The organism is Pseudocolwellia agarivorans, assembly GCF_002000085.1.
GTDB classification, from domain to species: Bacteria; Pseudomonadota; Gammaproteobacteria; order Enterobacterales; family Alteromonadaceae; genus Pseudocolwellia; species Pseudocolwellia agarivorans.
In genome coordinates, this window is the sequence record NZ_MUZU01000001.1 from 112,723 (window position 1) to 138,466 (window position 25,744).

The window sequence follows — 25,744 nt, forward strand, 5'->3', positions numbered from 1 at the left end:
AAAACCGATACGCATGCCAATAATTTATTTTCTAATCACTCATGATTTTAAACGACTTATCTAACTCACTAATCCCTAAACCACTCACCTTTTTAACTTCAATTTGAACACTTATACGCTGTTTTAATGTTTCAACATGACTGATTATACCTATGGTTTTACCACTGGCATTTAGGTTATCTAACGCATCAAGCGCTATTTCTAACGTGTCATTATCTAACGTGCCAAAACCTTCATCTAAAAACAGTGAATCGATACTTGTTTTTGCACTCACTAAATCTGAAAGTGCCAGAGCGAGGGCTAAGCTGACTAAAAAGCTTTCACCGCCTGATAAGGTTTTAGTGTCGCGCACAGTATCCGCTTGCCACGTATCAATCACCTCAAGGGCAAGCGTATCTTGCTCTTGCCTTTGTAACTGATAACGACCATGTAACTTAATTAATTGCTGATTAGCCAAGTAAACCAAATGCGCTAAGGTTAAGCCTTGTGCGAAGCGTCTGAATTTTCCTCCGTCTGATGAACCAATTAAACCATTTAAATGAGCTAAGTCATCAACAGTTTTCTGTTTTTCTAACATTGCGTCTAATAACTTTTGTTGTTGTACTTTTAGCTTTTTATTTTGTGCTAAGTTTTCAGTTTTTTGGCCTAACAAAAGTTGTGTTTGTTTTAACTGCTCGCTCAATAAGGCTAACGCTTGTTCTACTTGTGTAATATCAAAATCTTTAATACCTTTTTTTACTAACTGTTCTTTTTGCTGATTTAAAGTTTCAAGGGTTTCGGTGTGTTGCGCAATTAAAATTTGCGATTGCTGCTTATCTCGCTGTAACGTTTCTTTTAGTTCAACTAACGTTTTACGCTGTTCGTCACTCATTAGTGCATTTTTGAAGCTGGCTTCATCTGCAAACATGCTTTGTTGAATAGCTATTTCAAATGCTTTAATTGCGGTATCCTGCTCTATTTCTAATGCCGCGTATTGCTCTTTACTTGCTGTATATTGACCTTCTATCGTCTGAAACTTTTTAACAAAATCGTTATGTTTGGTTTGTAGCTCGGTAAAGGCGACTTGTTCAAGTTTGCGTTGCTCTGCTATTTCAGCCCTCACCTGACTGACTTCTTGCTCGGCAAATAAGGCGGTTCTTTCTTCAAAGCTCTGCTTGTGTTTTTTCTTAATTTCTTCTTTTTGAATGGCTAATTGATCAAGCTCTTGTTGAGTTTGTTGCTGTTGAGAATTTACTATCGCGATTTGTTTTTCACATTCGCTTAAATGCTCTTTTATTTGATTAACTTGGGTTACATGCTGTTGATAAACCGACACTTGCTCTGACTGATTTATTAGCCATTGTTCGGCTTGTTCGATAGGTGGAATAGTTAAACCAACCGAATGAATGTCTTGCGTTAATGTTTGCAAGCTTTGTTCAGCGCTATCTTTTTGCTGGGTAATTTGTTGAGCCATTACCGCTTGGTTTTCATGGGTAATTGACAATTGCTTGTCTAAAGCAGCAAGTGCATTTGTGCCTTCAAGTTGATATTTTTCTAACGTATGTAATTCTTTCTGAATAGTATTTAACTGTTGGCTTAGCTGATTTAGCTGACTAACAAGTTGATTCGTTTGTTGTAGTTCGCTCTCATTATTTTTTATCGTTTGCTCAATAAGCTGAAGTTCTTTTAATTCGCACGATAATCCAATAGCAGATTTTTGTTCATTCCATTGTGCTATCAAGGCATTTTGCTCTACGACCTTACTTTCAAGATCTTTTTCAGCTGAAGCTAAGCTTGTTTCTACCTTGGCTTTTTCTAAGTTAAGTTGTGCACCACTGTCTTTAATACGTTCAACTTCTTGCTTTAATTGATTAAATCGATATTCTGTTTCGTTTTGCTGAACGTTTTTATACTCTTCAATCGCTGGATGCTCTACAGAACCACATAACGGACAAGCCTCTCCTGCTTGTAAGTTATTACGATGTTCTGTTAATTCTACAATTTTTTTCTGCTGATTTAATATGGTTTCAACATCTTTAAATTGTTGATTTGTAGTTTTATATTCAATTCTTAATTGTGCTAACTGAGCATCAAAATTTGTTATAGATTGCTTAAAGCCTTGCGTGCTTTGTAGCACTTGTTCATTCGCTTGTTGCAACACAGAGTAACGCTGTGCACATTGCATAATTTGCGCTTGAACATTTTGGTTATTTTGTAAAAAGCTTAACCTTTCATTTAATACATTTTCGCCTTCTTCAATCGGGTTATTGCTATTAGTTACTAGCTCTTGTGTGCTTGGATTTTGTTGTAATAAGGCAAACTTATTTTGAATAAGCTGTTCAGACTGCTTAATAACATTAGTGTATTGTTCGTTAGCCTGTTGGTTAGCGTTAATTTGGTTGTTTTTTTGGGTAGAAAGTTGTTGTATTTGTTCTGCACTTTCTTGATTTTTTTGTGTTAATTGAGTAATGCCTTGGTTGATATGATTAATTTGCTGAAACTGATTTTTCCATAACGGAAGTTTTTCAGGCAAGGTAATTAACGATGAATTTTCTTCAATAAAGCGCGACGATATGGCAAAGCTTTCTTTATATGATGCAGCTTGCGTTTCCTGTTTTTTTATCTCGCTATTATGTTTATTTATGGTTGTTGTAGCGTTTGCTAGTTTTTGTTCAAGCTCGATACTTTGTTTATGAAGTTGAGCTAACTCACCATCGAGCGGAATTATTTTTTCAACAATCAAAGTTTCTTGTGCAATACGTTCATCTTCTGATTTTTGCTGAATATTTTTTAATTCATCAAGCTGATTTTGCGTATGTTTTACATCTTTTTGAGCGAAAGCTATTTGATTTTTTAATCGAGTTAATTGCTCTTTTTGAGCTGTAAGTTGCTTAGCTGTTCGTTCTTTTAATTCGTAGTCCGTACGTAAACGCTCAGCGGGTTCTGAAGCTTTAAGTTGTTCTAACTCGTTGTGTGAGCTTTTTTCTTTTACTTCACACTCTGCAAATAGCTCGGTAGCTTTTGTTAATTTTTGCGTTATTTCATGAAAATTACTCGCCCACGTTTTAGCTTGTTGCGATAAGGCGAGTTGCTGTTGAAGTTCCGCTTCTTTTTTATTGTTTTCTGCAATATCATTTTCAATAACTGAAACTTCATCATCGCTTAATAAGGTTACGCCTTTGCTTTGAGCTTGTAATAACTTTAATTCATTACTTTCGTGTTTATGTTGCTCAAAGACTTTTCGTGAAACAACACCATAAATTTCAGTGCCGGTAAGTTCTTCAAGAAGTTCAGCTCTATCTTTAGCCGGTGCATTTAAAAAAGCCGCAAATTCGCCTTGAGATAACATCATAGACTTGGTGAAACGTGGAAAGTCTAAGCCAGTGACTTTAGCGATTTCGGTTCTAACGGTTTGTAATTTTTCAGCCAAAATTTCGCCATCAAGCGTTGCAAGTTCAGCTTTAGCGGCTTGTAAGTTACCGTTGATTTGCCCTTTCGCTTTACGTTGGCTCCAAAAAGCACGGTAACCTTTACCTTTTACTTCAAACTCAACCTCGGCCAAACAAGATGCGGTATGACGTGTCATCAACTGGTTTTGATTGTCAGACACGGTAAGTCGTGGTGTACGGTGATATAAAGCTAAACAAATAGCATCTAAAATAGTAGTTTTACCCGCGCCTGTTGCACCGGTAATAGCAAATAAGGCGTTGTCTTTAAATGGCGCTTGTGTGAAATCAATTTTCCACTCACCTTTCAACGAGTTAATATTTTGAAAGCGTAAACTTAAAATTTTCATTGCGCTTTCTCCTCATTTTTAACTGTTTTGCTATTTAATTCTTCTTGGGCTTCTTCTACGGCATGTTGAAATAAATGGGTAATTCGAGTTTTACGCGCTTGTTGCTCTTCGGTTTCCCAATGTTCGACCGCTAAACGGCTTTCAAAAACCTCATCTAACGAGAGTTCATTTAAGGTGATTTTCTTTTGATGGCTTGGCATTAATTCTCGCGCTTTTTTACTACGTCTGATCAATAAAATTTCTACTGGAAAATCTTCAATTAAGGTTTCAATACGCGCAGTTAAGTCTTGTAAATATTCAGCGCTATTTATTTCAATGTCTAACCAAATTTTAGTGTTATCTTGAAGATCAGAAGTGGCGCTATCAACTAAAGATAAATATGGAGCTATGTCTTTATTCAACGACTCTAAGTTTGTTTTTAAAGTCACTAAAGGCTGAAAGCACGGTATGTCAATTTCGCTAATAATACGTTCAAAACCATCTTTTTTGTCGGACGCTAAAAATTCAACCATAACAACACGCTTGGTTTGACTAGCCTCATCAAAACTGAGTGGAATAGGAGACCCGCAGTAACGAATATGTTCTGTTTTTGCGACTTTTTGTGCGCGATGAATATGCCCTAAAGCAATATAGTCAGCATCAGGAAAAGCATTAGCCGGAAAGGCTTCTAATGTACCAATATAAATATCTCTTACTGATTCAGACGTGGTTACGCCAACCGTAGTTAAATGCCCTGTGGCAATAATAGGATATTGTCCTTTCGATAAATTTTCTGCTTGATCAAACAAGGTTTGATAATGGCCACTTATAGCTTGCTGTAATGATTGCTGTTTTTGCGAAGCCGATTGCCCTGCACTACTTTTAATCACATCTCGCGGACGAATAAAAGGAATAGCACATATAACAGCTTGCGCTTCGCCTTGCTTGTTATTTATAGTGAAAACTTGCTCATCAATATTATCGCTAACCGCTGGAATAACCCTAGTTGATAAACTTTTAAGTAAAGTTTTAGACTCGCCCAGCATAGAAACCGAGTCGTGATTACCCGCCATAATAATAAGTTGGCAATGAATGTTATGCATTTGACTAATAAAGTCGAAATACATTTCACGCGCATAACTTGGCGGTGTGCCCGTATCAAAAATATCGCCAGCAACAATTACCGCATCAATACTGTTTTCTTGAACTTGTTCAAGTAACCAATCAAGAAAAAGTTGATGTTCTTTAGCACGACTTTTGCCGTAAAAGTGTTGTCCTAAATGCCAATCAGAGGTGTGCAATATTTTCATATAAGAGATATTTTGTTAGCGCGATTTATTTGAAGGGATTCTACCTGATTTTAAAAGAAAAAACGGCTTTAAAAGCCGTTTTATTTAATGAATAACTAAATTAAATTACGAGGATAATACACTAACGATAATGAACCATTAAAGTGCCTGATACATTACCTACACTTACTTCTGAAAACGTTTTGTAATCAACATCGTTAAAAAAATCTTGGTATTTTTTCGTTGTTACATAAACCACAACCCCTTCACTTTCGCTGTCTTCTTCTAAAATAGTATTAATGGCAGCAACAAGATAATGCCCAAAACCATGATGTTGATGCAACGGATGTATAGCAATAAACGATAACATATGGAATTTATTCAAAGGCACTGCAGCAAGTATTTTTTCTTCTTTTTCAATCATTTGCTTAGTACTAAAATAACCAGCGCCTAAAAGCATTTTTAAACGCCAATGCCAAAATCGATCTTTTCCCATTCCTGTGTCGGGCTTATTTAAACAAGCAACACCAACAATACTTTCACCTAAATACAAACCAACCATAGGTTGTTTAGCTGTCCAAAAAGCATTGAGTTCTTCGCGAATTGATGTTCTTAGCCTTTGCTCGTAATCAGGTTTGTCGCCATTAAATATTTCAAGAAAAACAGGATCATCATGGTAGGCTTGATACAATAAAGAAGCAGCAAGTTTTAAATCTTCAGCGGCTAAATATTCAGCTCTAACATTTAAATCAGTTTTTTCAGACACGGTATCACCCATCCTATTTCCTCACTCTATCCAGAATAATTTTAAAAGTTAAACCACTATTGAATTAAAACGGTCTACATAATTATAGACGATATACAATATCAGCATATTTTATAGTGAGCAAATTTCAAACAAATGATTCTAATATTACATCGCTATCAGCCTTTTATAACTTTTACCTTCACCTGTATCGGTTAAAACACCATTTTCGAAGTGTGAATAAGTACATTCATCTTTTGTTGTTAACCCATCTTTATGTATTCGTTGTGTTCTAAAATAAAGTACTTTAATTTCTTGTTCTTTAACTTGGTAAGATTCAGTAAAGTCAGCAACACCTAGCATATCAATAACTTTTTGATGGATTATATATATACCCGATACCATTCAAGATGCAGGTTTCAGTGGGAACTAAAAACAATTTAAGCACAGATTTCATGTTCCAGACGAAATCTAAGTACATACATCCATGTATGCAAGGTATTAAGTTTACGTCATGGTTATTCCCTTACTAAAGTTAATAACGCAGCATAAATTGTTTTTAGACTCATCGTAGAAGCACTTGAGCAAAATCACTTCGTCGTTAATGCTTTTTATAAGGGAACGACCATTATTGCAAAGCATTGCCTTGAATTGATATCGCTCAAGTGCTCTGAAATAGCCTCTTGATTGGTAACGGGTATAAGATAAAAGAATTACTGTGATCACTGAGCAATAATAAGTCATCACAACACTGAGTATTAATTCAATTAGCAAACACCAAACCAAAAGTATAACTAATTGATTTAAATTTATTTTATTTATAAATTAAAGATAATCGTATTTAAATTTAGTAAAATACACTAAAATTTAGCTACATTAACTTTAGGTTTATAAAAATGACTAACTTTGAAAAAATTATAATTATCGCCAATCAATTAGCTAATGAAGGAAAAAAACCTAGCGTTGCTTTAATTAAATCAAAAGTCGCAGGTCCATTACCTTTACCTCAAATAATTAGTGCATTAAGAAGTTGGCAACACGAACCTGAGAATTGCGTTTTATTTGAAACATCAACACCAGAAGATAAGAGTAAAAATACTCCCTTAATTGAGAATGATGAATTATCTGCTGAATTAATTAATGAGGCTATTACGGTAGCAATAGATAACGCACTTGGACCTATTAAAGCAGAACTAGCCGAAGTAAAAGCACAGCTACAACAATTAACTCAAAAATAAAAAACAAGTTAAATTCTTTCGATTTATTTTACACTTAGCAATAAAGGATGTATAAATAAACAGTGTAACTAATAAGTAGTGTAAACAGGTTTAATAGAATTGAAGTTATTTATTGCGGAAAAACCCAGTTTAGCAAGAGCAATTATCGACGTATTGCCTAAGCCACATAAAAAAAATGATGGCTTTATTGAAGCAGGAAATGGCGATATTGTTACTTGGTGTATTGGCCATTTGCTAGAGCAAGCTCCGCCTGAAGATTATGATGTAAAATATAACAAATGGGTTGTTGAGCATCTACCTATTATTCCGCAACAATGGCAATTAAAACCAAAAAGTAAAACACGAAAACAACTGACGGTGATTAAACGCTTAATTAAGCAATCAGATATTATCGTAAATTCTGGCGATGTAGACAGAGAAGGTCAAATTCTAGTAGATGAAGCCATTAGTTATTGCGGAGCTTCCAAAACCAAAATAAATAACGCCTTACGTTGTTTAATCAGTGATATGAATTTTGCTGCGGTAAAAAAGTCTGTTAACAACCTAAAGCCTAATAAAAATTATATTCCCTTAGCTACATCAGCCCTTGCTAGAGCAAGAGCTGATTGGCTTTACGGTTTAAATATGACACGTTTATGCACGCTGCAAGGACAAAAATCTGGCTACCAAGGTGTATTATCTATAGGACGAGTTCAAACACCTATTTTAGGTTTAGTGGTAAATCGTGATATTGAAATAGACAACTTTATTTCAAAACCTTTTTATGAGGTACTAGCAGACATAGCCACAAACAACGGTGAAAAATTTCAAGGAAAATGGCAACCAAGCAAAGCTTGCGAACCTTACATGGATGAAGAAAAACGCGTACTATCAAAAGAACTTGCATTAAATGTAGTTAACCGAATTACTGATCAACCGGGTAAAATAACCAAAGTAACGCAAGATAAAAAACAGCAACAAGCGCCGTTACTTTTTAGTTTATCTGGTTTGCAAATAGCGGCTGCAAAAGCATTTGGTATGACCGCAAAACAAGTATTAGATACTTGTCAAAATCTTTACGAAAAACACAAACTCATCACCTACCCAAGATCAGACTGCCAATATTTACCCGTTGAACATTTAAACGATGTAACAGCCGTTACCAGTGCCATTAGCCAAGTTTCAAATAAACTTGCACCTATGCTTAAATCGGCTGATTTAAAGAAAAAAAGCCGAGTATGGAATGATAAAAAAGTTAGTGCACATCATGCCATTATTCCTACTGCTAAAAATAAACCAACAGGAATATTAACTCCTCATGAAGAAAAAATTTATGAGTTAGTAGCACGCCAGTATATCGCGCAGTTTTATCCTAATTTTGAATATGTAGATAAACAAATTGATACGGTTATAAGCGGCGGACTTTTCATTAGTAAACAAAAAGATATTGTTAAAAATGGTTGGAAAGATTTATTTCCCTCATTTAATAAAAACAAAGATACTCACTCTCAAGATAAAGAGTTTTCAGCCCCCCAATTACCTAACATAAAAGTGGGCGATACAGTACATTGCTTACAAGGAAATTTGATAGAAAAAAATACGAGCCCACCTAAACCTTTTACCGACGCGACTATTTTGTCAGCCCTTACTGGCATAGCTCGCTATGTAACTAACCCTGACATTAAAAAAGCTTTACGAGAAACAGACGGTTTAGGAACTGAAGCAACACGTGCTGGCATTATAGAATTACTTTTTAAGCGCCAATTTTTAACACGAAAAGGAAAAGAAATAAGAGCAACAGAAATAGGGAGAAAATTAATTACCGCTTTGCCCTTACAAATTTCACAACCCGATATGACCGCCCTTTGGGAGTCTCAGCTTGAGTCAATAAGTACTCAATCACTTAATTATCAAACCTTTATTGGCGGTGTTGAACAAAACTTAGGACAGCTAATTAACGAAGTAAAAAACATTAGTTTTACAGGGTTACCGCAATCATCTGCCCCAAGAAAGTTTACTCGAAAACGAAGAGCTAAAAAGTAAACTAGCGGTTTAATCTAAGAAGCCTGCACACTCGGCGTTAAACCCGCAATAAATTCAACAAGATTATTAGCTAATTTTTTATGAGGCAAACACCCTACTTGTTCGACCCAAACTGCACCCGTTTCATTATCAATTGAAATAATCATGTCGTCTTCATCTGTTACCGCAAAGAAAATAGTAATATTCTGTTTTAACTTTTGCTTCATCATAATATGACCTATCAGGTTTTGCTGTAACCTTTCAAAGTCATCTTTATTCCATGGTAAAAGTAATGAAAGCTTGCCGTCTTCACTCTCCGCTTCAATTGATTCACTATATACACAAGTAAAATAATCTTTTATATCTTGATGAAGTGAAAATTCAAGCGCTTTTTCAACATTTTCAAAATTTAGATCACCATCAATTTCAATAGGCTTCCAGTAACTTTCTTCTTCGTTACTTTGCCCTTGTTCACAAGGAGAAACCCAGTCTTTATCTGATACAACGACAGGTAATTGGTGATGAACTTCATGATACTTTTCGATATAAGAAGTGGTAAATGCTAACAACGTATTTTTTACAGAAGTATTTGGTAATGTCATATCAGAGAAAGATCCTTTAAAATAAACGCATATTCTGCGTGCAAAATACGTTAACACAATATTGATAACAAGCCCTTTATGACTTTATACAAAAATTCTATCGAACTAAACGATTTATCTTTAGGTAAACCTACTGAGTACTGTAGTGAGTACAATCCCAATTTATTACAAGGCGTACCTCGCTCGTTAAACCGAGATGGTTTAGGAATAAAAGCAAATGATCTCAAATTTAATGGCGAAGATGTTTGGTACGGTTACGAACTTTCTTGGTTAAACAATAAAGGTAAACCCATTGTTGCTGTTGCTGAATTTAGGTTTGATTGTACTAGCCCAAATATTGTTGAATCGAAATCGTTTAAACTTTATCTCAATAGTTTTAATCAAAGTAAATTTGCATCTTGGGATGAAGTACAAGAACGACTAACACAAGATCTTTCTCAAACAGCTGGCAGCCAAGCACGTGTAGCTCTTTTTAAAGTTGACGAATGTCCTCCTTTAAATATTACACCTATTTCAGCTAAATGCATTGATGACATAGATGTAACTATTGATACTTACGATATTACCCCTAGCTTACTAACACTTGCTAACAATAATATTACTGTTAAAAATAAAAGCTTAGTTAGCCATTTACTAAAGTCTAATTGTTTAATTACCAATCAACCCGATTGGGCCAGTGTTTATATTACTTATTCAGGTGCTGAAATAGATGAAGCCTCATTATTAAGTTACTTGATTTCCTTTAGGCAGCATAACGAGTTTCATGAACAATGTGTTGAACGGATTTTTACAGATTTAATGAATGCTTTTACACCCGAAAAGCTTACCGTATTTGCTCGTTATACAAGAAGAGGTGGATTAGACATTAATCCTTTTAGAACAACAGAAAATGCTATTGCTCCTTGTTTAAGAACATTAAGACAGTAAGTAGCTAACTTGTCATATTTATTACTATTCAAGCTAACGAATATATTAACTACAAATTATTAACATAAATGTCATAAAGTACATACGAACTAATTACTTATCAATACAAATCGCTATCACAATAATCAGTGCTATGCTAAATTTTGATATATACTAGTTAAATACATATTTTAATTTCGAATCGCTTTATTGTGTTTTAAGCATAATTAAGGGATTAATTTAAATGATTCGATTGGCAGGACATAACTCCTTTTATGAGCGATACACCATCATCTGATACGCAGGTAACTCAATTAAAGCGTAAATTAGAAGCCGCTATTTCATCGCGTGCGTCATTAGAAAATGACTTGAAGACTCAATCTTCAATGTTAGTTGATTTTATTGGAAAATTATCTCAAACCTGTAAAGGCCAGGATAAAACATTAGATAATAAGTTAGCCAATTTAAGAAGTTTACTAAAAAAATCGGCTGCATTAGCTGATATTGAAAAGCAAATTTCAGTAATATCTCAACTATTACAGCAACACTCTACAACCAATGCTGCCAATATAAAAACCCTACACAACGATTTTTTATTAGCAGGTAAATCATTACAAAAAGTTAATGGTTTACCTAGCGGACTTAGACGTGATTTACGCGCTTTATTAGAAAGTAGCGAAGATGAAAAAGATGCGGTGGTTCAATATATTCCTCTATTAAGTCAGTTAGTCTCTTTTTACACGACCGTATTAGCTTCAAAAAACACTCCAACGGTTGATGTCACAACCACAGTAAACTCATTAAACAATATAAATGAATTAAGTACTGAACAACCTGTCAGCAAAGAATTTATCGAGAAGTTTTCTGGTATATTAAATGAGCTTGCGTTATCTGATATTAATACAAAACAACTCTCAACAGTTAAAGCAAAAATAACGCCTGACATGTCTAATAACAATTTATTAGACCGTTTTTTTGAAGTATTCGATGTTATTGTAGAAGACTTAAAAAATGAAAGAAATACAGCAAAAGTATTTTTATCAACATTAAGTGAAACGCTTTCTACAGTGCAATCAGCAGTTAAAAGTACATTAGAAATGAGCTCGGAGTCAGGCTCTAAACATGAAAAAATAAACAATATACTTCAAAAACAAGTCGGTGAAATGGCAACAGATATTAATAACGCCACATCTCTTAATACAATAAAAAGTGATATTAACGACAAGTTAAAGCGCATAGCCGTTACTTTACAAAAAAAATCAGAACTTGAGCAAGAACAAAACAACTTACTACAAGCTAAAATGCATGACATGGCGGCTAAGGTAAAATCACTAGAAGAACAAAGCAAAACCTTTGAAAAACGGATTCAAGAACAACAAACTAAAAGCATGACAGATGCCTTAACTAAGCTTGCTAATAGAGCCGCCTTTGATGACTACTACGCCAAAGCACTTATGAAGTATCACAGTAACAATTTTGATTTAGCGATTGTTGTTTTAGATTTAGATGATTTCAAACGGATAAATGACACTTATGGCCATACTGCAGGCGATAAAACATTACAAGTAATAGCAAACACCCTGAAAAAACAAATTGGTGAACATGCGTTTGTAGCTCGCTATGGCGGTGAAGAATTTGTGTTAATTATGTCTGAAATTAACAAAACACAACTTTTAAAGCGATTAGATACTCTGAGACAGCAAATAGCCCGCTTACCCTTTAAATTTAAAAACGATAAAGTCAGCATTACCATTTCAGTGGGCGCTAGCCATATTAACAAAGAAGATAATACCCATACCGCATTCGAGCGAGCCGACGAGGCTCTTTATCAAGCTAAAGCCGAAGGAAAAAATCAAGTAGTTTACGTATAACCTTCATTTATCATCATAAGTATTAACACTATATATTTTTTATCGTGTTAATACTTTGGCCTATTACATCAAACATTTCATCCTAGGCCTTCAGAAAAGGAATAAACATGCATACACAACTTAATCCTGTAGGAAACATGAAACTACTTTCTCAAGTAGAAGTAGATCAACTTCAAAAATCAGCAACAAGCGATTTATACAACTTATACCGAAACTGTTCTCTTGCCGTATTAAACGCAGGTAGCCACACAGATGATGCCGAAGAAATTTATCAAAAATATACTGATTTTCACATTCAAGTATTAAGGCGTGAGCGCGGTATAAAGTTAGACCTAGAAAACCCACCTGAACACGCATTTGTTGACGGCGTCATAATTAAAGGTATTCAAGAACATTTATCTGTTGTTTTAAGAGATATATTATTTACCAATACTAAATATAAAAATATCAGTAACGACTCTAGCGAAATAACACATGTAACATTTGATATTTTACGTAATGCTAACGTTATTCAACCCGAAACTGATCCTAATTTAATAACTTGTTGGGGTGGTCATTCCATCAACCAAATTGAATATAAATATACCAAAGAAGTGGGTTACCAACTTGGCTTACGTGGTTTTAATATTTGTACCGGTTGTGGGCCTGGCGCAATGAAAGGCCCTATGAAAGGAGCCACGATAGGTCATGCAAAACAACGTAATAATTTTGGTCGTTACATAGGTTTAACTGAGCCAAGCATTATTGCAGCAGAGCCACCAAACCCCATTGTTAATGAATTAGTTATAATGCCTGATATTGAAAAAAGGCTTGAAGCTTTTGTACGTATATCTCATGGTATTATTATTTTTCCAGGTGGCGCAGGTACATCAGAAGAATTACTTTATTTATTAGGTATAATGCTTAACAGTAAAAACCAAGCACAAAAACTCCCTATTATTTTAACGGGACCTGTAGAAAGTGAAGAATACTTTAAAGAAATAGATGCTTTTATTGGCGCAACCTTAGGTGCCAAAGCGCAAAGCTTGTATAAAATTATTATTGGTGATGCTGAAAAAGTGGCAAAAACGTTAAAAATAGAGCTTGAAGACGTACTCACTTATCGAAAAAATATTGGTGATTCTTATCACTTTAACTGGTCTTTAGTTATAGAGCCTGATTTTCAACACCCTTTTGAACCCACACATGAAAATATGGCAAATCAAAATATCAGTTATGATCAAGAAACCTCGACACTCGCTGCAAATTTAAGGCGCATATTCTCAGGTATTGTTGCCGGTAATGTAAAATCATCAGGCATAAAAGAAGTAAGAGATCATGGCCCATTTGAGATAACAGGAGATCCTAAAATCATGGCTTTAATGGATAAACTTCTCACATCTTTTGTTGAACAACAACGTATGAAACTTCCCGGCACTAAATACCAGCCTTGCTATCGTGTTATCGGAGAATAAAATGAGCGTACACCTTGTACTTATAGATGCTTTAAATTTAATTAGAAGAATCTACGCGGTACAAGAGCGCCCTTTTTTAATGAATAATGAGTTGTCGGACAATACCAAACAACAAGTATTGTTCAACACTCAACAAGCTTGTGTGAATGCGGTAAAAAAAATAATTGATCAACAACAACCGACCCATATCCTAGCGGTATTCGATAGTGCCAATCCATGTTGGCGCTACGAAATCTTCCCTGATTATAAAAAGGGAAGAAAAAAAATGCCTGAACATCTGGCTAATCATCTCACCTGTATTCAAGATGAACTAATGGAAATGAGCGTAGACTCACTAATATCTGAAACAGATGAAGCTGACGATTTAATTGCAACACTTGCCATTAAAGTAGCTTTGAAGGGGCAAAACGTCACAATTATTTCTACAGACAAATGCTTTTTATCGATGCTTAATAATCACATTAATGTTTACGATTACTTTAATAAGCGTTACTTAAACGAGGCTTATGTACTTGAAAAGTTTAATGTAACCCCCGAACAACTGATTGATTTATGGACGCTAACAGGCGATAACACCAATAAAATACCAGGGGTTCCAGGTATAGGGCAAATAACCGCCTCAGACTTATTAAATGAATACGGTACCCTTACAGCCATAACCTCAGCTGAAAACCTTAAAAGCAGCATTGCTAAAAAACTAACTGAACACATGAATACCATAGAGTTAAGCCGAAAATTATTATCATTAAAAAATGATATTCCGCTTGGTTTTAATTTAAAAGATATTCGATATCAATAATACATAAAATAGTCTAGATTCGTTTAGATCCCTTTTAAATAGGATCAAACGACTTCACATAACACTTTTTTATTTATAAGATTTATCTAAACACTCACATTTAAATACATCATGATGTGCGTTAACAATTACAAATACTAGTATTTATATAAACAAGGCTTTTCATGAATCATAAATTTATAATACGCGCCATTATTGCATTAGCTATATATGCTATTAGTTTTGCGCTGGTACTAAAATTTTATGACGATAATCCCTCTAAAATGCAGTGGGAAGAAAGAGAAGATTACATTAGAAACTTTTTAACTACGGTACAATTAAATCAATTTACCTTTGATGAAGCTTTACATTTCTTGGGAAGCCCAGACATTACAGAAGCTAAGCGTATTGATAACGACTACTACCAAGTAACTTTTTATAGAACTCATCATGTAAAATCAGACGGCATAACAACACAAGAAGAATGTACGCCCTTACTTTTTAAAAACAATGTATTACTTGTTTCTGGCAAAAACGCTTATGAGTCTTTCAAGTTACTTTAAAGCTTTTATCTTTTTCTTTGATAAACACAATAAAAAAACCCTAATAATTTAGGGTTTTCTGTTTTATGAGATGATCTTGGTATTATTCAAATTCGGGTAAAGGTGATAAAATCCTTGCATGAACAGTCACTTCTTCACGATCATAATATAAATGTTTAGCGTAAAGCTCGTATTTAACTTTATAATGATTAAACATATCTTTCATAGTTTGAAGATCTTCATTTACCTGTTGGTAACGACCTTTCATAGGAAGCTTTAAGTTAAACATAGCTTCTTTACAGTACCCTTTTAATAACCACTCAGCCATTAGTTTAGCTACACGTTGCGGCTTTTCAATCATATCGCATACTAACCAATAGTTATTTTGCTTAGTTGGTATGTATTTAAAACCATCCATCATTTTATGTTTTACTTGGCCCGTTTCCATCAATGAATCAGCCATAGCGCCATTATCAATAGAAGTTACCATCATACCGCGTCTAACTAGCTGATATGTCCATCCCCCAGGTGCCGCACCTAAATCAACGGCATTCATACCTGAAGTGAGACGTTCATCCCATTCATCTTTAGGAATAAAGTATAAAAAGGCTTCATCAAGTTTAAGGGTTGAGCGACTAGGCGCTGCATTAGGGAATTTTAAACGAGGTATGCCCATAACATGTAAAGAGGAATTGTGCGCGTGTGAATAACCTAAAACAACCTCATTACCACTTAAAAATAAGGCATGTAGTATTGCACCGTCTTTATCATTTTTTTCTGTTAAAGAGCCTATTTTTCTTAATGCTTGCCTAAGTGGAACGGCGAGTTTACGGCAAAATTTAGAAAGCTCTTTACCCTCATTTGTATCCGTCATTTCCATACGTAAATCAGCATATTGCCAATCAGTACCTAGGGCTTCAGTAATAGCTTCAACACGGTTATAGTCAGGTAAATCTAACTTTTCTGTTATCGTTAAAAACCACTGACGAGCAAAAATCAAACGACTCAGTGGCATTTTACTGATCAGCTGCTCGCCCTCTTCCGCATTATTTAAATGAAAATAAACAAGCCCTTCATTTTTTTTCAATTCTAAGTAGCCGTACACTTCATTCCATGCTGCTTTTTCTTGAATTTCTGCTCCACACTCTTTTTCAAAGCCGGGGCGACAATATAATATAATAGAGGCCATATTTACTTTCTTATTTACTTTCTAATGAACGAGGGTAATTACCCAAAGAGTGAATGAATAGCTTTTAACGATGTGCTTGATCATAATTTTCGAGCAATTTCTTGCCAATAAATATAATACACAACCAACCTAAAGCTAATAACATACCACCTACAGGTGCTAGTTTTCCGATAACAATGCCGATATCAGAAAATGCAAAAAATGTTTTAACGTATAAACTTCCGCTAAAACACAAAATACCTAAACAGAAACATACGCAAGAACCTAACAACCACTTCGATGGTATTTTTATATACCAAAGTGTTGTTATAAATAAAGCAAGCGTATGAATAAATTGATAAAACTGCGCATTTTCAACTCTAACTTTATCAATTGCAGATAATGTTTGCCCTGCATGAGCAAACCAAGCGCCGAATAATACTGAAAAAGCGCCACTTATACCAACAAAAAGCAATAATAACCGTATCATTTTAAGATTTTTCATGAATAAACCTGACAAGTTGTTCTACTGCTGTTTTAAGATGTTGTTGATGAGTATAACCAGACTTAACTCGTGGCTTTAAATCATGATCACCATCTACAAAATAAACCACTTCACATAAATCAGATAACGCGTAATTTTCTATCTCTTCTTTATTACCTAATGCATCTCTATCACCTTGAAGGATCAATATAGGTAACACAGTCTCTTGCAATGGAGCTAAACGCAGATTTTCAGGCTTTTTCTGAGGATGAAAAGGATAACCTATACAAATAGTACCTTTAACGTGCTCAAGCAGCTGTTTTGAGAGTGTTGCAGCTACACGACCTCCCATAGACTTTCCGCCAATAAATAATGGTATGGAAGTGTTTTTTATGTATTTTTCAAGTAACAATAAATAACTATCTTCTAATAAAGGCATTCTATTAGGAGGGTACTTTTTCCCATCAAGTAAACGTTTATCCATATAGGGAAAATTAAAACGTACTACATTTATATTCTTTTCATTTAACTTTAAAGCAAAACGTTCCATGAAATTGTGACTTTTATCTGCTCCAGCTCCATGAGCAAAAATAAACAAAGCCTTAGGTTTTTCAACAAAGTTTTCAATAATGGAGGGGAAATTAATCGTTGTCATATAAATCTTCTTCTTGTTCTTGCGCTACGGTGCTTAAAACCCAATCTCTAAAGGCTGATATCTTACCTAACTCAAGTTGATGCTCTCTGCAGACAATATAATGTGAGTTTTTACTCACTAAAATTTCATTAAAAGGGCAAATTAAGCGCCCTGAATCAATATCAGGTTTAGCAAAGGCGCTATGCGCTAAAGCGACACCTTGACCATGTATAGCTGCCTGTACAACCATAGCGGAATGACTAAATATAGGACCATTATTTACGTCTATCCCCTTCAAACCTACTTTTTTAAACCAGCGTTTCCAATCTTCCCTCGACTTATAATGTAATAAGGTATGGTTTGCTAAGTCTTCAATGCGCTTCAACGGTTTACCGCTAGAAAAAATTAATGGAGAACAAACAGGAATTAAATATTCTTGATGTAATTTAACAGCATTTACATCTCCCCAACTACCGTGACCATAATAAATAGCAATGTCGATATCTTCAGTTAATAAATTGTCTGGTTGATCGACCGCTTTTATACGTACGTCAATATCAGGATGTAAAAGACTAAAAGCCTTTAATCGAGGTACAAGCCATTGAATAGCAAAACTCGCTTGCACACTAACCGTGATAGCTCCTTTTTCGCCACGGGCGAGTAATTTCTCTGTTGATTCTTTAATAAGATTGAAAACATCTTTAATATCTAAATAATAAGATTGACCTTCCTCTGTTAAAAATAGCGATCTATTTTTCCGCATGAACAATTTAATTCCAATAAATTCTTCTAATGCTTTAATTTGATGGCTAACAGCGGCTTGCGTAACAAAAAGTTCATCAGCAGCTCGTGTAAAACTAAGCTGTCTAGCAGCGGCTTCAAACACTCTTAATGCGTTCAGAGGTGGTAGTTTACTTGCCATTATTAGGTTTCACTCAACTAGGTTGTTATTATATTTAGTCTTATTACTTACAAGAATATCATATCCAAATCCCACTCAAGTATCCATTAGTTTATCTAATGAATAACATTAAATTTGATCGTTTTTATTATTCAATGCATTAGCTTAATATACACACCATAGATGAAGGACTTCATCTCAACCCCATAATTAGATGGGTTATAGAAAAAATTGTGACTCCCAACCCACAATTAATATTGAGAAAATAGGTCCTAAAAATCTATACGTAAATTAATGTATTTTTTTAGAGGTACCAAAAATGAAAAACGTAAAAATGTTAACAAATACTGTAATACTCGCGCTTACTTTAGCTACTTCAATGTTCACACAAGCTGCAGAGCTAGTAAAAGTTGAATCTGTAAACGATGTAGTTATTACAACCAATGTAAATGCTGAATTAGCTCAAGCTATGGAAAACATAAGCATATTAACATTGAACATTGAAGAAACAGCCGATGCTATGCTTGTGAATCAAACTGAAGAACAATTTGATGCATCAGATGTAACTTCTACTTTAGTAGCAATTGCCGAATAGTTTAATACTTAGCTTCTCTAGGGCTATTATTGATAAAAAAGGTGAAATGTTATTAATATGAAATCTTATAATTCGACTATAAAAAAAGGTGCCATAAGCACCTTTTTTAATACCTATAAAATGATATAAATATTAAATATGATCTACCGAAATAATTTCGTATTCAACCACTCCACCCGGAGTTGTGATTTCAATTTCACTATCAACTTCTTTACCAATTAAACCTCTAGCAATTGGAGAGTTTAATGAAATACGGCCTGTTTTAAAGTCAGCTTCATCATCGCCAACAATTTGATAAGTCACTTCTTCTTCTGTATCGATATTTAATAATTTAACCGTAACACCAAAAATAACCTTTCCTGTGTTCGGTATTTTAGTAATATCAATAACTTGAGCATTACAAAGACGCCCTTCAATATCTTGAATACGACCTTCGCAAAAACCTTGCTCTTCTTTTGCTGCATGGTATTCAGCATTTTCTTTTAAATCACCATGTTCACGTGCTTCAGCAATATCTTTAACAATACGTGGACGTTTTTCTGTTTTTAAAATTCTTAGCTCTTCTTTTAACTGTTCAGCGCCAAGAAGTGTCATTGGATATTTAGTCATTTTTTATTTCTTCTTAATCTTTAATAATATCAATCTCATTAATAATAAAATTGCTATAACAAATAAAAAAGTGGTCTTTCGTTAGAAACACCACTTTAAAAATAATTTTTACTCAACGGGTAAATTGCTTTATTCAAAAATAAATACAATGTGAGTAGCGACTTAACATCTTAAATCACTACTCAGCATAAAGCTAGGGGCTTACTTACAACGAAGGTGTAATTCTTGAATAGAGTTAACCGTATTTCTATCGTCTGCGGCATGGGCTTGGCATGCTGCAAATGCGGCATTCAAAGTAGTTGTGTAAGCTACTTTATAGCGTAACGCGCCACCACGTAAAGCTTTTGAGTCTTCAATGGCTTTACGACCTTCAGTCGTATTAATAATGTAAGTGTATTCACTATTCTTAATTCTATCAAGAATATGTGGTCTACCTTCATGTACTTTATTTACACGGCGAACAGGAATGCCAGCTTCACGTAAAATAATTTCAGTACCGTGTGTAGCATCAAGCTCGTAGCCTAATTCAACCATTTTCTTAGCTAAATCAAGTACACGACCTTTATCACTATTACGAACAGAAATTAATGCGCGGCCATCTTTAGGAACAGACACTCCAGCACCTAAATTAGCTTTAGCAAATGCCTCTTCAAACGTTTCGCCAACGCCCATCACTTCACCTGTTGAACGCATTTCTGGGCCAACTAGAGGATCACTACCGTGGAATTTGTTAAAAGGTATAACCACTTCTTTAACAGAAAAGTATGGTGGAATAATTTCTTTAGTAATACCTAATTCTTTTAAGGTTTTACCCGCCATAACTTGTGCACCAATTTTAGCTAATGGAACACCTGTGGCTTTAGATACAAATGGCACTGTACGTGCGGCACGAGGGTTTACTTCAATAAGATATACTTCACCGTCTTTAACTGCCATTTGTGTGTTCATTAAACCAATAACACCTAGCTCAAATGCTAAATCTGTTACTTGCTTACGCATAACGTCTTGCACTTCTTGGCTTAAGCTGTATACAGGTAATGAACATGCTGAGTCACCTGAGTGAACACCTGCTTGCTCAATATGTTGCATGATACCACCAATAACAACATCTGTTCCGTCACATACTACATCAATATCAACTTCAACAGCATCATCTAAGAAATGGTCTAGTAATACAGGTGAGTCGTTAGAAACACTTACAGCTTCAGTCATGTAGCGACGTAAATCATCTAAGTCGTATACAATTTCCATTGCACGACCACCTAATACATATGATGGGCGAACAACTAATGGGAAACCAATCGCTTCAGCTTTAGCCATTGCTTCATCAATTGATGTAACAGTAGCATTTTCTGGTTGAAGAAGGTTTAAACGTTCAACAGCTTGTTGAAAACGCTCTCTGTCTTCCGCACGGTCAATAGCATCTGGTGATGTTCCTATAATAGGGACACCTGCCGATTCTAAAGCACGAGCTAATTTAAGTGGTGTTTGACCACCGTATTGAACAATTACACCTTTAGGTTTTTCAACACGTACAATTTCAAGTACATCTTCAAAAGTAATTGATTCGAAATATAAACGGTCAGATGTATCGTAATCAGTAGAAACAGTTTCAGGGTTACAATTAACCATGATAGTCTCAAAACCATCTTCACGTAATGCTAATGCCGCGTGAACACAACAATAATCAAATTCAATACCTTGACCAATTCGGTTTGGTCCGCCACCTAAAATCATGATTTTGTCATTGTCTGTAGGGTTAGCTTCACACTCTTCATCGTAAGTTGAGTACATGTAAGCCGTATCAGAACTAAATTCAGCGGCACAAGTATCTACACGTTTGTAAACTGGGAAAATGTTAGCAGCATGGCGTTTTTTACGTATTTCTGATTCATTAACACCAATTACGTCTGCAAGACGTAAATCAGCAAAACCTTTACGTTTTAATTGTCTTAAGTATTCAGGGGTTAACGACTTCATGCCGCCTTCTGCTACTTTTTTCTCTTCAAGAATTAAATCTTCAATTTGTACTAAAAACCAGCGGTCAATCTTAGTTGCATTAAAAACATCTTCAATGGTTAAACCTAAACGAAATGCATCGGCAACATACCAAATACGATCTGCACCAGCTTCTTGAAGCTCGTGCATAATTTTAGTTTTAGCGCCTTTTTTAGTCACATCAACAATAGGGTCAAAACCACTAACACCAACTTCTAAACCGCGTAATGCTTTTTGCATTGATTCTTGTTGATTACGACCAATGGCCATAACTTCACCAACAGATTTCATTTGCGTGGTTAATCTATCTTCAGAACCAGCAAACTTTTCAAAGTTAAAACGTGGAATTTTAGTAACAACGTAATCAATTGTTGGTTCAAATGATGCTGGAGTTGCACCACCTGTAATATCGTTAGATAACTCATCTAAGGTATAACCTACAGCAAGTTTTGCCGCAATTTTAGCAATTGGAAAACCCGTAGCTTTAGAGGCTAGTGCTGATGAACGTGATACACGTGGATTCATTTCGATGATAACCATACGACCTGTATCAGGACATATACCAAACTGTACGTTTGAACCACCTGTTTCAACACCAATTTCACGTAATACCGCAATAGAGGCGTTACGCATAATTTGGTATTCTTTATCTGTTAATGTTTGTGCTGGAGCAACAGTAATTGAGTCACCCGTATGAATCCCCATAGGGTCGAAATTTTCAATCGAACAGATAATGATACAGTTATCATTTTTGTCGCGAACCACTTCCATTTCATACTCTTTCCAACCAATTAAAGATTCATCAATCAATAATTCAGACGTTGGAGAAAGATCTAAACCACGTGTACAAATCTCATCAAACTCTTCACGGTTATAAGCGATACCACCACCGGTACCACCCATAGTAAAAGATGGACGGATAATACATGGAAAACCAATGCGCGTAGAAGTATCATGCGCTTCATCAATGGTATGAACAATTTCAGCTCTAGGGCATTCAAGACCTATATTTTTCATTGCTTGGTCGAAACGCTCACGGTTTTCAGCTTTGTCAATTGCATCAGCTGTAGCGCCAATCATTTCAACATTAAATTCAGCTAATACGCCTTTAGCTTCTAATTCTAAAGCACAGTTAAGTGCTGTTTGACCGCCCATTGTTGGTAATACTGCACAAGGACGTTCTTTTTCAATAATTTTACGAACAACTTCCCAATGAATAGGCTCGATGTAAGTTGCATCAGCCATTTCAGGATCTGTCATTATAGTTGCAGGGTTAGAGTTAACTAAAATAACTCGGTAACCTTCTTCGCGTAACGCTTTACAAGCTTGTGCACCTGAATAATCAAATTCACATGCTTGACCAATAACAATTGGTCCAGCGCCTAAGATCAAGATACTTTTTAAATCGGTACGTTTTGGCATTTCTTCTTCTCTCTCTTGTCTTAGCTTAAGCTTTAGCAGCTTTGATTAAATCAATAAAGTGGTCAAACAAAGGTGCCGCATCATGTGGCCCTGGACTTGCTTCTGGATGGCCTTGAAAACTAAATGCAGGCTTATCAGTTAAATGAATACCTTGTATGGTTCCATCAAATAACGACTTATGCGTTACTTCAATATTTGCAGGCATGTTTGATTCATCAATAGCAAACCCATGATTTTGTGACGTTATCATCACTACATCGCGGTTAAAATCTTTAACTGGATGATTAGCACCATGATGACCATGACTCATTTTAATGGTTGAAGCGCCATTAGCTAAACCAAGTAACTGATGACCTAAACAAATACCAAATACAGGTAAGTTAGTGGCTAAAATTTCTTTAATCGCTTCAATGGCGTAAGTACATGGCTCTGGGTCACCTGGTCCATTTGATAAAAATACACCGTCAGGTTTCATGGCTAAAACATCTGCAGCAGGTGTTTGTGCAGGTACAACGGTTAATTTACAACCACGGTCAACCAACATACGTAAAATATTACGTTTTGCGCCAAAGTCATAAGCAACAACATGGAAAGGTTTTTCTGTTGGCGTTACAAAGCCTTGACCTAGCACCCAACTACCTTCTGTCCACTCGTATTGTTCTTTAGTAGAAACAACTTTTGCTAAGTCCATACCTTTAAGGCCTGGAAATGCTTTTGCTTGTGCTAATGCAGCGGCTTCGTCAAGTGTTTCGCCTTCAGCAACTTCACCAGCGAGGATACAACCGTTTTGAGCACCTTTTTCACGTAAAATACGTGTTAACTTACGTGTATCAATATCAGCAATACCTAAAATATTATTGCGACTTAAGTAGTCACTTAAGTTTTCCTCATTTCTGAAGTTACTTGCTAATAAAGGTAAATCTCTAATAACTAAACCTTTTGCTACAATCTCACCTGACTCTTCATCTTCTGAGTTAGTACCGGTGTTACCGATATGAGGATAAGTAAGCGTAACAATTTGCTCTGCATATGAGGGATCGGTAAGAATTTCTTGGTAACCCGTCATTGAAGTATTGAATACTACTTCACCAACAGCCGCCCCACTTGCACCAATAGCAGTACCTTTAAATACAGTGCCGTCTTCAAGCACCAAAATGGCAGATTTAGTCAATTTAACCTCCGTAAAGAAGAAAACAAACTTAACAATGAACAACTAAATAAATTCCATTATTAAGCATAAAAGTGATATTTATTATTTTTATTAAATACCACATAGAAAAAATGCCAAAAACAACGCTTTTTTTTAAAAAGACTTAATTTTTGACAAAATCCACTTATTTTACGCTTGTATTACATTTTCGTCTAGTCAAAAATGTAAAAAACAAGCTTTAATTTGAATTTTTATTCAAAACTGCCAAAAGTAGCAGTTATCTACAAAAATTCTTTATTTCAATCCTAATACATCTTGCATATCATAATAGCCAATATCAGCTTCACTCAACCAAAATGCGGCACGCATAGCACCTAAAGCAAAAGTCATACGTGAACTGGCTTTATGGGTGATTTCTAATCGTTCTCCAATATCCGCAAAAAAGGCAGTATGTTCGCCAACTATGTCGCCAGCCCTAACTGTTGCAAAACCTATGGTTTCTTTATCTCGCTCACCCGTGATACCTTCTCGACCATAAACAGCGCACTTATTTAAATCTCGACCTAACGTATCGGCAATGACTTGCCCCATTTTTACTGCGGTACCAGACGGTGCATCTTTTTTAAATCTATGATGTGCTTCAAATATTTCAATGTCGGTATGCTCACCAATTGCTTTTGCAGTTATCTCTAAAAGCTTAAATAATAAGTTCACGCCAACACTCGTATTAGGTGCAAGAATAACAGGAATACTTTCACCTGCTTGTTTGATTTCATCCACTTGTGCATCAGTAAAGCCTGTAGTACCAATAACTAAGGCTTTATTATGTTGTTTGCACCATTTAATATTTTCAAGTGTGGTTTCAATTGAGGTAAAGTCGATAAACACATCAGCTTCAAGTAGTTCATTTAAGTCAATCGATGTTTTAGAACCAATGGCACCAATGCCAGCTAACTCACCTAAATCAAAATCAACAAAAGAAGAGGTTGCTCTAACGCTTCCACCTACTAATTCAATAGATTCATGTTCTACTGCTGCTTGAATTAAATTGCGACCCATACGACCGCTACACCCTAATATAGCTACTTTTACTTTCATTCTTTATCTCTTAATTTTTAAATCTACAATATTTTAAAAGGTTGAGCTAATTCAATCGAATTTTGTAACTCGTGTGAAACAACGCTGACTATTTTGCCGATCTTCTCGGATTTTCTATCACTATTAGCAATATGATAAAACGCGGTGAAGTCAGTAAATAGTTCATTATTTTCATCATAAAACAACCAATCTATACATACATCTAATGAGTTATACTGACAATATTGATAACTGGCTTTTGCCGCCACTATTTTCGAAATATTGGCATGTTTCAACATGGTAAATATATCTATAAATTCTTGTTTAAATTGTTCTTCATTAGCTAAGTAAGCTATTTTTTCAGGTGTATGTAAAGTACAAGGTAAATGGTAACAACTAAGCACTGCATCCATGTTATAAAATTTAAACGCTTCAATATAGCGCGTAAATAATACGTTTAACTCTTGTTCTACTTGCATCTATCAATAAACCTATTTTTTAATGAGTTAGATATAAAAAAGCCCTC

The 25,744-nt window shown here is 35.1% G+C and carries 22 protein-coding genes; 8 read left to right on the forward strand and 14 right to left on the reverse strand.

Going from position 1 to position 25,744, the window contains the following annotated elements:
• Positions 1–31: 31 nt before the first annotated feature.
• The 4 genes from B0X80_RS00430 to B0X80_RS00445 all read right to left on the reverse strand — a co-directional run bounded on the left by B0X80_RS00430 (position 32) and on the right by B0X80_RS00445 (position 6,193).
• A complete protein-coding gene (locus B0X80_RS00430; protein ID WP_077337889.1) occupies positions 32–3,775 on the reverse strand; it encodes an AAA family ATPase in 3,744 nt (1,247 codons plus the stop codon).
• Positions 3,772–5,064 carry an exonuclease subunit SbcD gene (gene sbcD, locus B0X80_RS00435; RefSeq protein ID WP_077337890.1) on the reverse strand — a complete coding sequence of 431 codons (1,293 nt, stop codon included), beginning with the start codon at positions 5,062–5,064 and terminating at the stop codon, positions 3,772–3,774. The genes B0X80_RS00430 and sbcD overlap by 4 nt, the downstream gene beginning before the upstream one ends.
• Positions 5,065–5,185: 121 nt before the next feature.
• On the reverse strand, positions 5,186–5,821 hold the full coding sequence (locus B0X80_RS00440) for a GNAT family N-acetyltransferase (RefSeq protein WP_076418734.1): 636 nt from the start codon (positions 5,819–5,821) through the stop codon (positions 5,186–5,188).
• A gap of 135 nt (positions 5,822–5,956) precedes the next feature.
• Positions 5,957–6,193 carry a DUF3192 domain-containing protein gene (locus B0X80_RS00445; RefSeq protein WP_077337891.1) on the reverse strand — a complete coding sequence of 79 codons (237 nt, stop codon included), beginning with the start codon at positions 6,191–6,193 and terminating at the stop codon, positions 5,957–5,959.
• Positions 6,194–6,684: 491 nt separating this feature from the next.
• On the opposite strand from B0X80_RS00445, the gene B0X80_RS00450 reads away from it, so the two are divergent.
• Both B0X80_RS00450 and B0X80_RS00455 read left to right on the forward strand, forming a co-directional pair.
• Positions 6,685–7,026, forward strand: a complete 342-nt coding sequence (locus B0X80_RS00450; protein WP_077337892.1) for a hypothetical protein — start codon at positions 6,685–6,687, stop codon at positions 7,024–7,026.
• Between the two features lie 99 nt (positions 7,027–7,125).
• Positions 7,126–9,048 (forward strand): DNA topoisomerase III, encoded by a 1,923-nt coding sequence (locus B0X80_RS00455; RefSeq protein ID WP_077337893.1) that lies wholly within the window; start codon positions 7,126–7,128, stop codon positions 9,046–9,048.
• 14 nt (positions 9,049–9,062) lie between these two features.
• On the opposite strand, the gene syd is transcribed toward B0X80_RS00455, so the two are convergent.
• Positions 9,063–9,629 carry a SecY-interacting protein gene (syd, locus tag B0X80_RS00460; RefSeq protein WP_077337894.1) on the reverse strand — a complete coding sequence of 189 codons (567 nt, stop codon included), beginning with the start codon at positions 9,627–9,629 and terminating at the stop codon, positions 9,063–9,065.
• A 78-nt stretch (positions 9,630–9,707) separates the two neighbouring features.
• On the opposite strand from syd, the gene queF reads away from it, so the two are divergent.
• The 5 genes from queF to B0X80_RS00485 all read left to right on the forward strand — a co-directional run bounded on the left by queF (position 9,708) and on the right by B0X80_RS00485 (position 15,201).
• Positions 9,708–10,556, forward strand: a complete 849-nt coding sequence (gene queF, locus B0X80_RS00465; RefSeq protein ID WP_077337895.1) for an NADPH-dependent 7-cyano-7-deazaguanine reductase QueF — start codon at positions 9,708–9,710, stop codon at positions 10,554–10,556.
• A gap of 254 nt (positions 10,557–10,810) precedes the next feature.
• A complete protein-coding gene (locus B0X80_RS00470) occupies positions 10,811–12,406 on the forward strand; it encodes a GGDEF domain-containing protein (protein ID WP_077337896.1) in 1,596 nt (531 codons plus the stop codon).
• Positions 12,407–12,513: 107 nt separating this feature from the next.
• On the forward strand, positions 12,514–13,860 hold the full coding sequence (ppnN, locus tag B0X80_RS00475) for a nucleotide 5'-monophosphate nucleosidase PpnN (protein ID WP_077337897.1): 1,347 nt from the start codon (positions 12,514–12,516) through the stop codon (positions 13,858–13,860).
• A gap of 1 nt (position 13,861) precedes the next feature.
• The gene (gene xni / locus B0X80_RS00480; RefSeq protein WP_077337898.1) at positions 13,862–14,659 is read left to right on the forward strand and encodes a flap endonuclease Xni; all 798 of its coding nucleotides are present in this window, start codon (positions 13,862–13,864) and stop codon (positions 14,657–14,659) included.
• A 164-nt stretch (positions 14,660–14,823) separates the two neighbouring features.
• A complete protein-coding gene (locus tag B0X80_RS00485) occupies positions 14,824–15,201 on the forward strand; it encodes a DUF3192 domain-containing protein (protein ID WP_077337899.1) in 378 nt (125 codons plus the stop codon).
• A gap of 82 nt (positions 15,202–15,283) precedes the next feature.
• On the opposite strand, the gene rlmM is transcribed toward B0X80_RS00485, so the two are convergent.
• From rlmM to B0X80_RS00505, 4 genes are all read right to left on the reverse strand, one after another.
• On the reverse strand, positions 15,284–16,369 hold the full coding sequence (gene rlmM / locus B0X80_RS00490; RefSeq protein WP_077337900.1) for a 23S rRNA (cytidine(2498)-2'-O)-methyltransferase RlmM: 1,086 nt from the start codon (positions 16,367–16,369) through the stop codon (positions 15,284–15,286).
• A 64-nt stretch (positions 16,370–16,433) separates the two neighbouring features.
• A complete protein-coding gene (locus tag B0X80_RS00495; protein WP_245825348.1) occupies positions 16,434–16,853 on the reverse strand; it encodes a DUF423 domain-containing protein in 420 nt (139 codons plus the stop codon).
• The gene (locus tag B0X80_RS00500) at positions 16,840–17,487 is read right to left on the reverse strand and encodes an alpha/beta family hydrolase (RefSeq protein ID WP_077337901.1); all 648 of its coding nucleotides are present in this window, start codon (positions 17,485–17,487) and stop codon (positions 16,840–16,842) included. The genes B0X80_RS00495 and B0X80_RS00500 overlap by 14 nt, the downstream gene beginning before the upstream one ends.
• Positions 17,474–18,388, reverse strand: a complete 915-nt coding sequence (locus B0X80_RS00505) for a transcriptional regulator GcvA (RefSeq protein ID WP_077337902.1) — start codon at positions 18,386–18,388, stop codon at positions 17,474–17,476. The genes B0X80_RS00500 and B0X80_RS00505 overlap by 14 nt, the downstream gene beginning before the upstream one ends.
• 298 nt (positions 18,389–18,686) lie before the next feature.
• Between B0X80_RS00505 and B0X80_RS00510 the strand changes: the two genes are divergently transcribed.
• Positions 18,687–18,962: a hypothetical protein gene (locus B0X80_RS00510; RefSeq protein ID WP_077337903.1), complete on the forward strand. Its 276-nt coding sequence runs from the start codon at positions 18,687–18,689 to the stop codon at positions 18,960–18,962.
• Positions 18,963–19,094: 132 nt separating this feature from the next.
• On the opposite strand, the gene greA is transcribed toward B0X80_RS00510, so the two are convergent.
• The 5 genes from greA to B0X80_RS00535 all read right to left on the reverse strand — a co-directional run bounded on the left by greA (position 19,095) and on the right by B0X80_RS00535 (position 25,697).
• Positions 19,095–19,571 carry a transcription elongation factor GreA gene (greA, locus tag B0X80_RS00515; RefSeq protein WP_077337904.1) on the reverse strand — a complete coding sequence of 159 codons (477 nt, stop codon included), beginning with the start codon at positions 19,569–19,571 and terminating at the stop codon, positions 19,095–19,097.
• Positions 19,572–19,772: 201 nt separating this feature from the next.
• Positions 19,773–22,991, reverse strand: a complete 3,219-nt coding sequence (gene carB / locus B0X80_RS00520; RefSeq protein WP_077337905.1) for a carbamoyl-phosphate synthase large subunit — start codon at positions 22,989–22,991, stop codon at positions 19,773–19,775.
• 25 nt (positions 22,992–23,016) lie between these two features.
• Entirely contained in the window at positions 23,017–24,162 is a 1,146-nt protein-coding gene (gene carA / locus B0X80_RS00525) for a glutamine-hydrolyzing carbamoyl-phosphate synthase small subunit (RefSeq protein ID WP_077337906.1), read from the reverse strand.
• A gap of 273 nt (positions 24,163–24,435) precedes the next feature.
• The gene (gene dapB / locus B0X80_RS00530) at positions 24,436–25,239 is read right to left on the reverse strand and encodes a 4-hydroxy-tetrahydrodipicolinate reductase (RefSeq protein WP_077337907.1); all 804 of its coding nucleotides are present in this window, start codon (positions 25,237–25,239) and stop codon (positions 24,436–24,438) included.
• A 23-nt stretch (positions 25,240–25,262) separates the two neighbouring features.
• Positions 25,263–25,697, reverse strand: coding sequence for a hypothetical protein (locus tag B0X80_RS00535; RefSeq protein ID WP_077337908.1), 435 nt, complete (start codon positions 25,695–25,697; stop codon positions 25,263–25,265).
• Between the last annotated feature and the right edge of the window lie 47 nt (positions 25,698–25,744).

Excerpts from the sequence above, each read along its gene's own strand:
- B0X80_RS00535 (WP_077337908.1), bottom strand. The coding sequence starts at position 25,697 with ATGCAAGTAGAACAAGAGTTAAACGTATTATTTACGCGCTATATTGAA.
- B0X80_RS00430 (WP_077337889.1), bottom strand. The coding sequence starts at position 3,775 with ATGAAAATTTTAAGTTTACGCTTTCAAAATATTAACTCGTTGAAAGGT.
- xni (WP_077337898.1), top strand. The coding sequence starts at position 13,862 with ATGAGCGTACACCTTGTACTTATAGATGCTTTAAATTTAATTAGAAGA.
- B0X80_RS00450 (WP_077337892.1), top strand. The coding sequence starts at position 6,685 with ATGACTAACTTTGAAAAAATTATAATTATCGCCAATCAATTAGCTAAT.
- ppnN (WP_077337897.1), top strand. The coding sequence starts at position 12,514 with ATGCATACACAACTTAATCCTGTAGGAAACATGAAACTACTTTCTCAA.
- syd (WP_077337894.1), bottom strand. The coding sequence starts at position 9,629 with ATGACATTACCAAATACTTCTGTAAAAAATACGTTGTTAGCATTTACC.
- rlmM (WP_077337900.1), bottom strand. The coding sequence starts at position 16,369 with ATGGCCTCTATTATATTATATTGTCGCCCCGGCTTTGAAAAAGAGTGT.
- B0X80_RS00445 (WP_077337891.1), bottom strand. The coding sequence starts at position 6,193 with ATGGTATCGGGTATATATATAATCCATCAAAAAGTTATTGATATGCTA.
- queF (WP_077337895.1), top strand. The coding sequence starts at position 9,708 with ATGACTTTATACAAAAATTCTATCGAACTAAACGATTTATCTTTAGGT.
- sbcD (WP_077337890.1), bottom strand. The coding sequence starts at position 5,064 with ATGAAAATATTGCACACCTCTGATTGGCATTTAGGACAACACTTTTAC.
- B0X80_RS00485 (WP_077337899.1), top strand. The coding sequence starts at position 14,824 with ATGAATCATAAATTTATAATACGCGCCATTATTGCATTAGCTATATAT.
- greA (WP_077337904.1), bottom strand. The coding sequence starts at position 19,571 with ATGACTAAATATCCAATGACACTTCTTGGCGCTGAACAGTTAAAAGAA.
- B0X80_RS00505 (WP_077337902.1), bottom strand. The coding sequence starts at position 18,388 with ATGGCAAGTAAACTACCACCTCTGAACGCATTAAGAGTGTTTGAAGCC.
- B0X80_RS00500 (WP_077337901.1), bottom strand. The coding sequence starts at position 17,487 with ATGACAACGATTAATTTCCCCTCCATTATTGAAAACTTTGTTGAAAAA.
- dapB (WP_077337907.1), bottom strand. The coding sequence starts at position 25,239 with ATGAAAGTAAAAGTAGCTATATTAGGGTGTAGCGGTCGTATGGGTCGC.
- carB (WP_077337905.1), bottom strand. The coding sequence starts at position 22,991 with ATGCCAAAACGTACCGATTTAAAAAGTATCTTGATCTTAGGCGCTGGA.
- B0X80_RS00495 (WP_245825348.1), bottom strand. The coding sequence starts at position 16,853 with ATGAAAAATCTTAAAATGATACGGTTATTATTGCTTTTTGTTGGTATA.
- B0X80_RS00440 (WP_076418734.1), bottom strand. The coding sequence starts at position 5,821 with ATGGGTGATACCGTGTCTGAAAAAACTGATTTAAATGTTAGAGCTGAA.
- B0X80_RS00470 (WP_077337896.1), top strand. The coding sequence starts at position 10,811 with ATGAGCGATACACCATCATCTGATACGCAGGTAACTCAATTAAAGCGT.
- B0X80_RS00510 (WP_077337903.1), top strand. The coding sequence starts at position 18,687 with ATGAAAAACGTAAAAATGTTAACAAATACTGTAATACTCGCGCTTACT.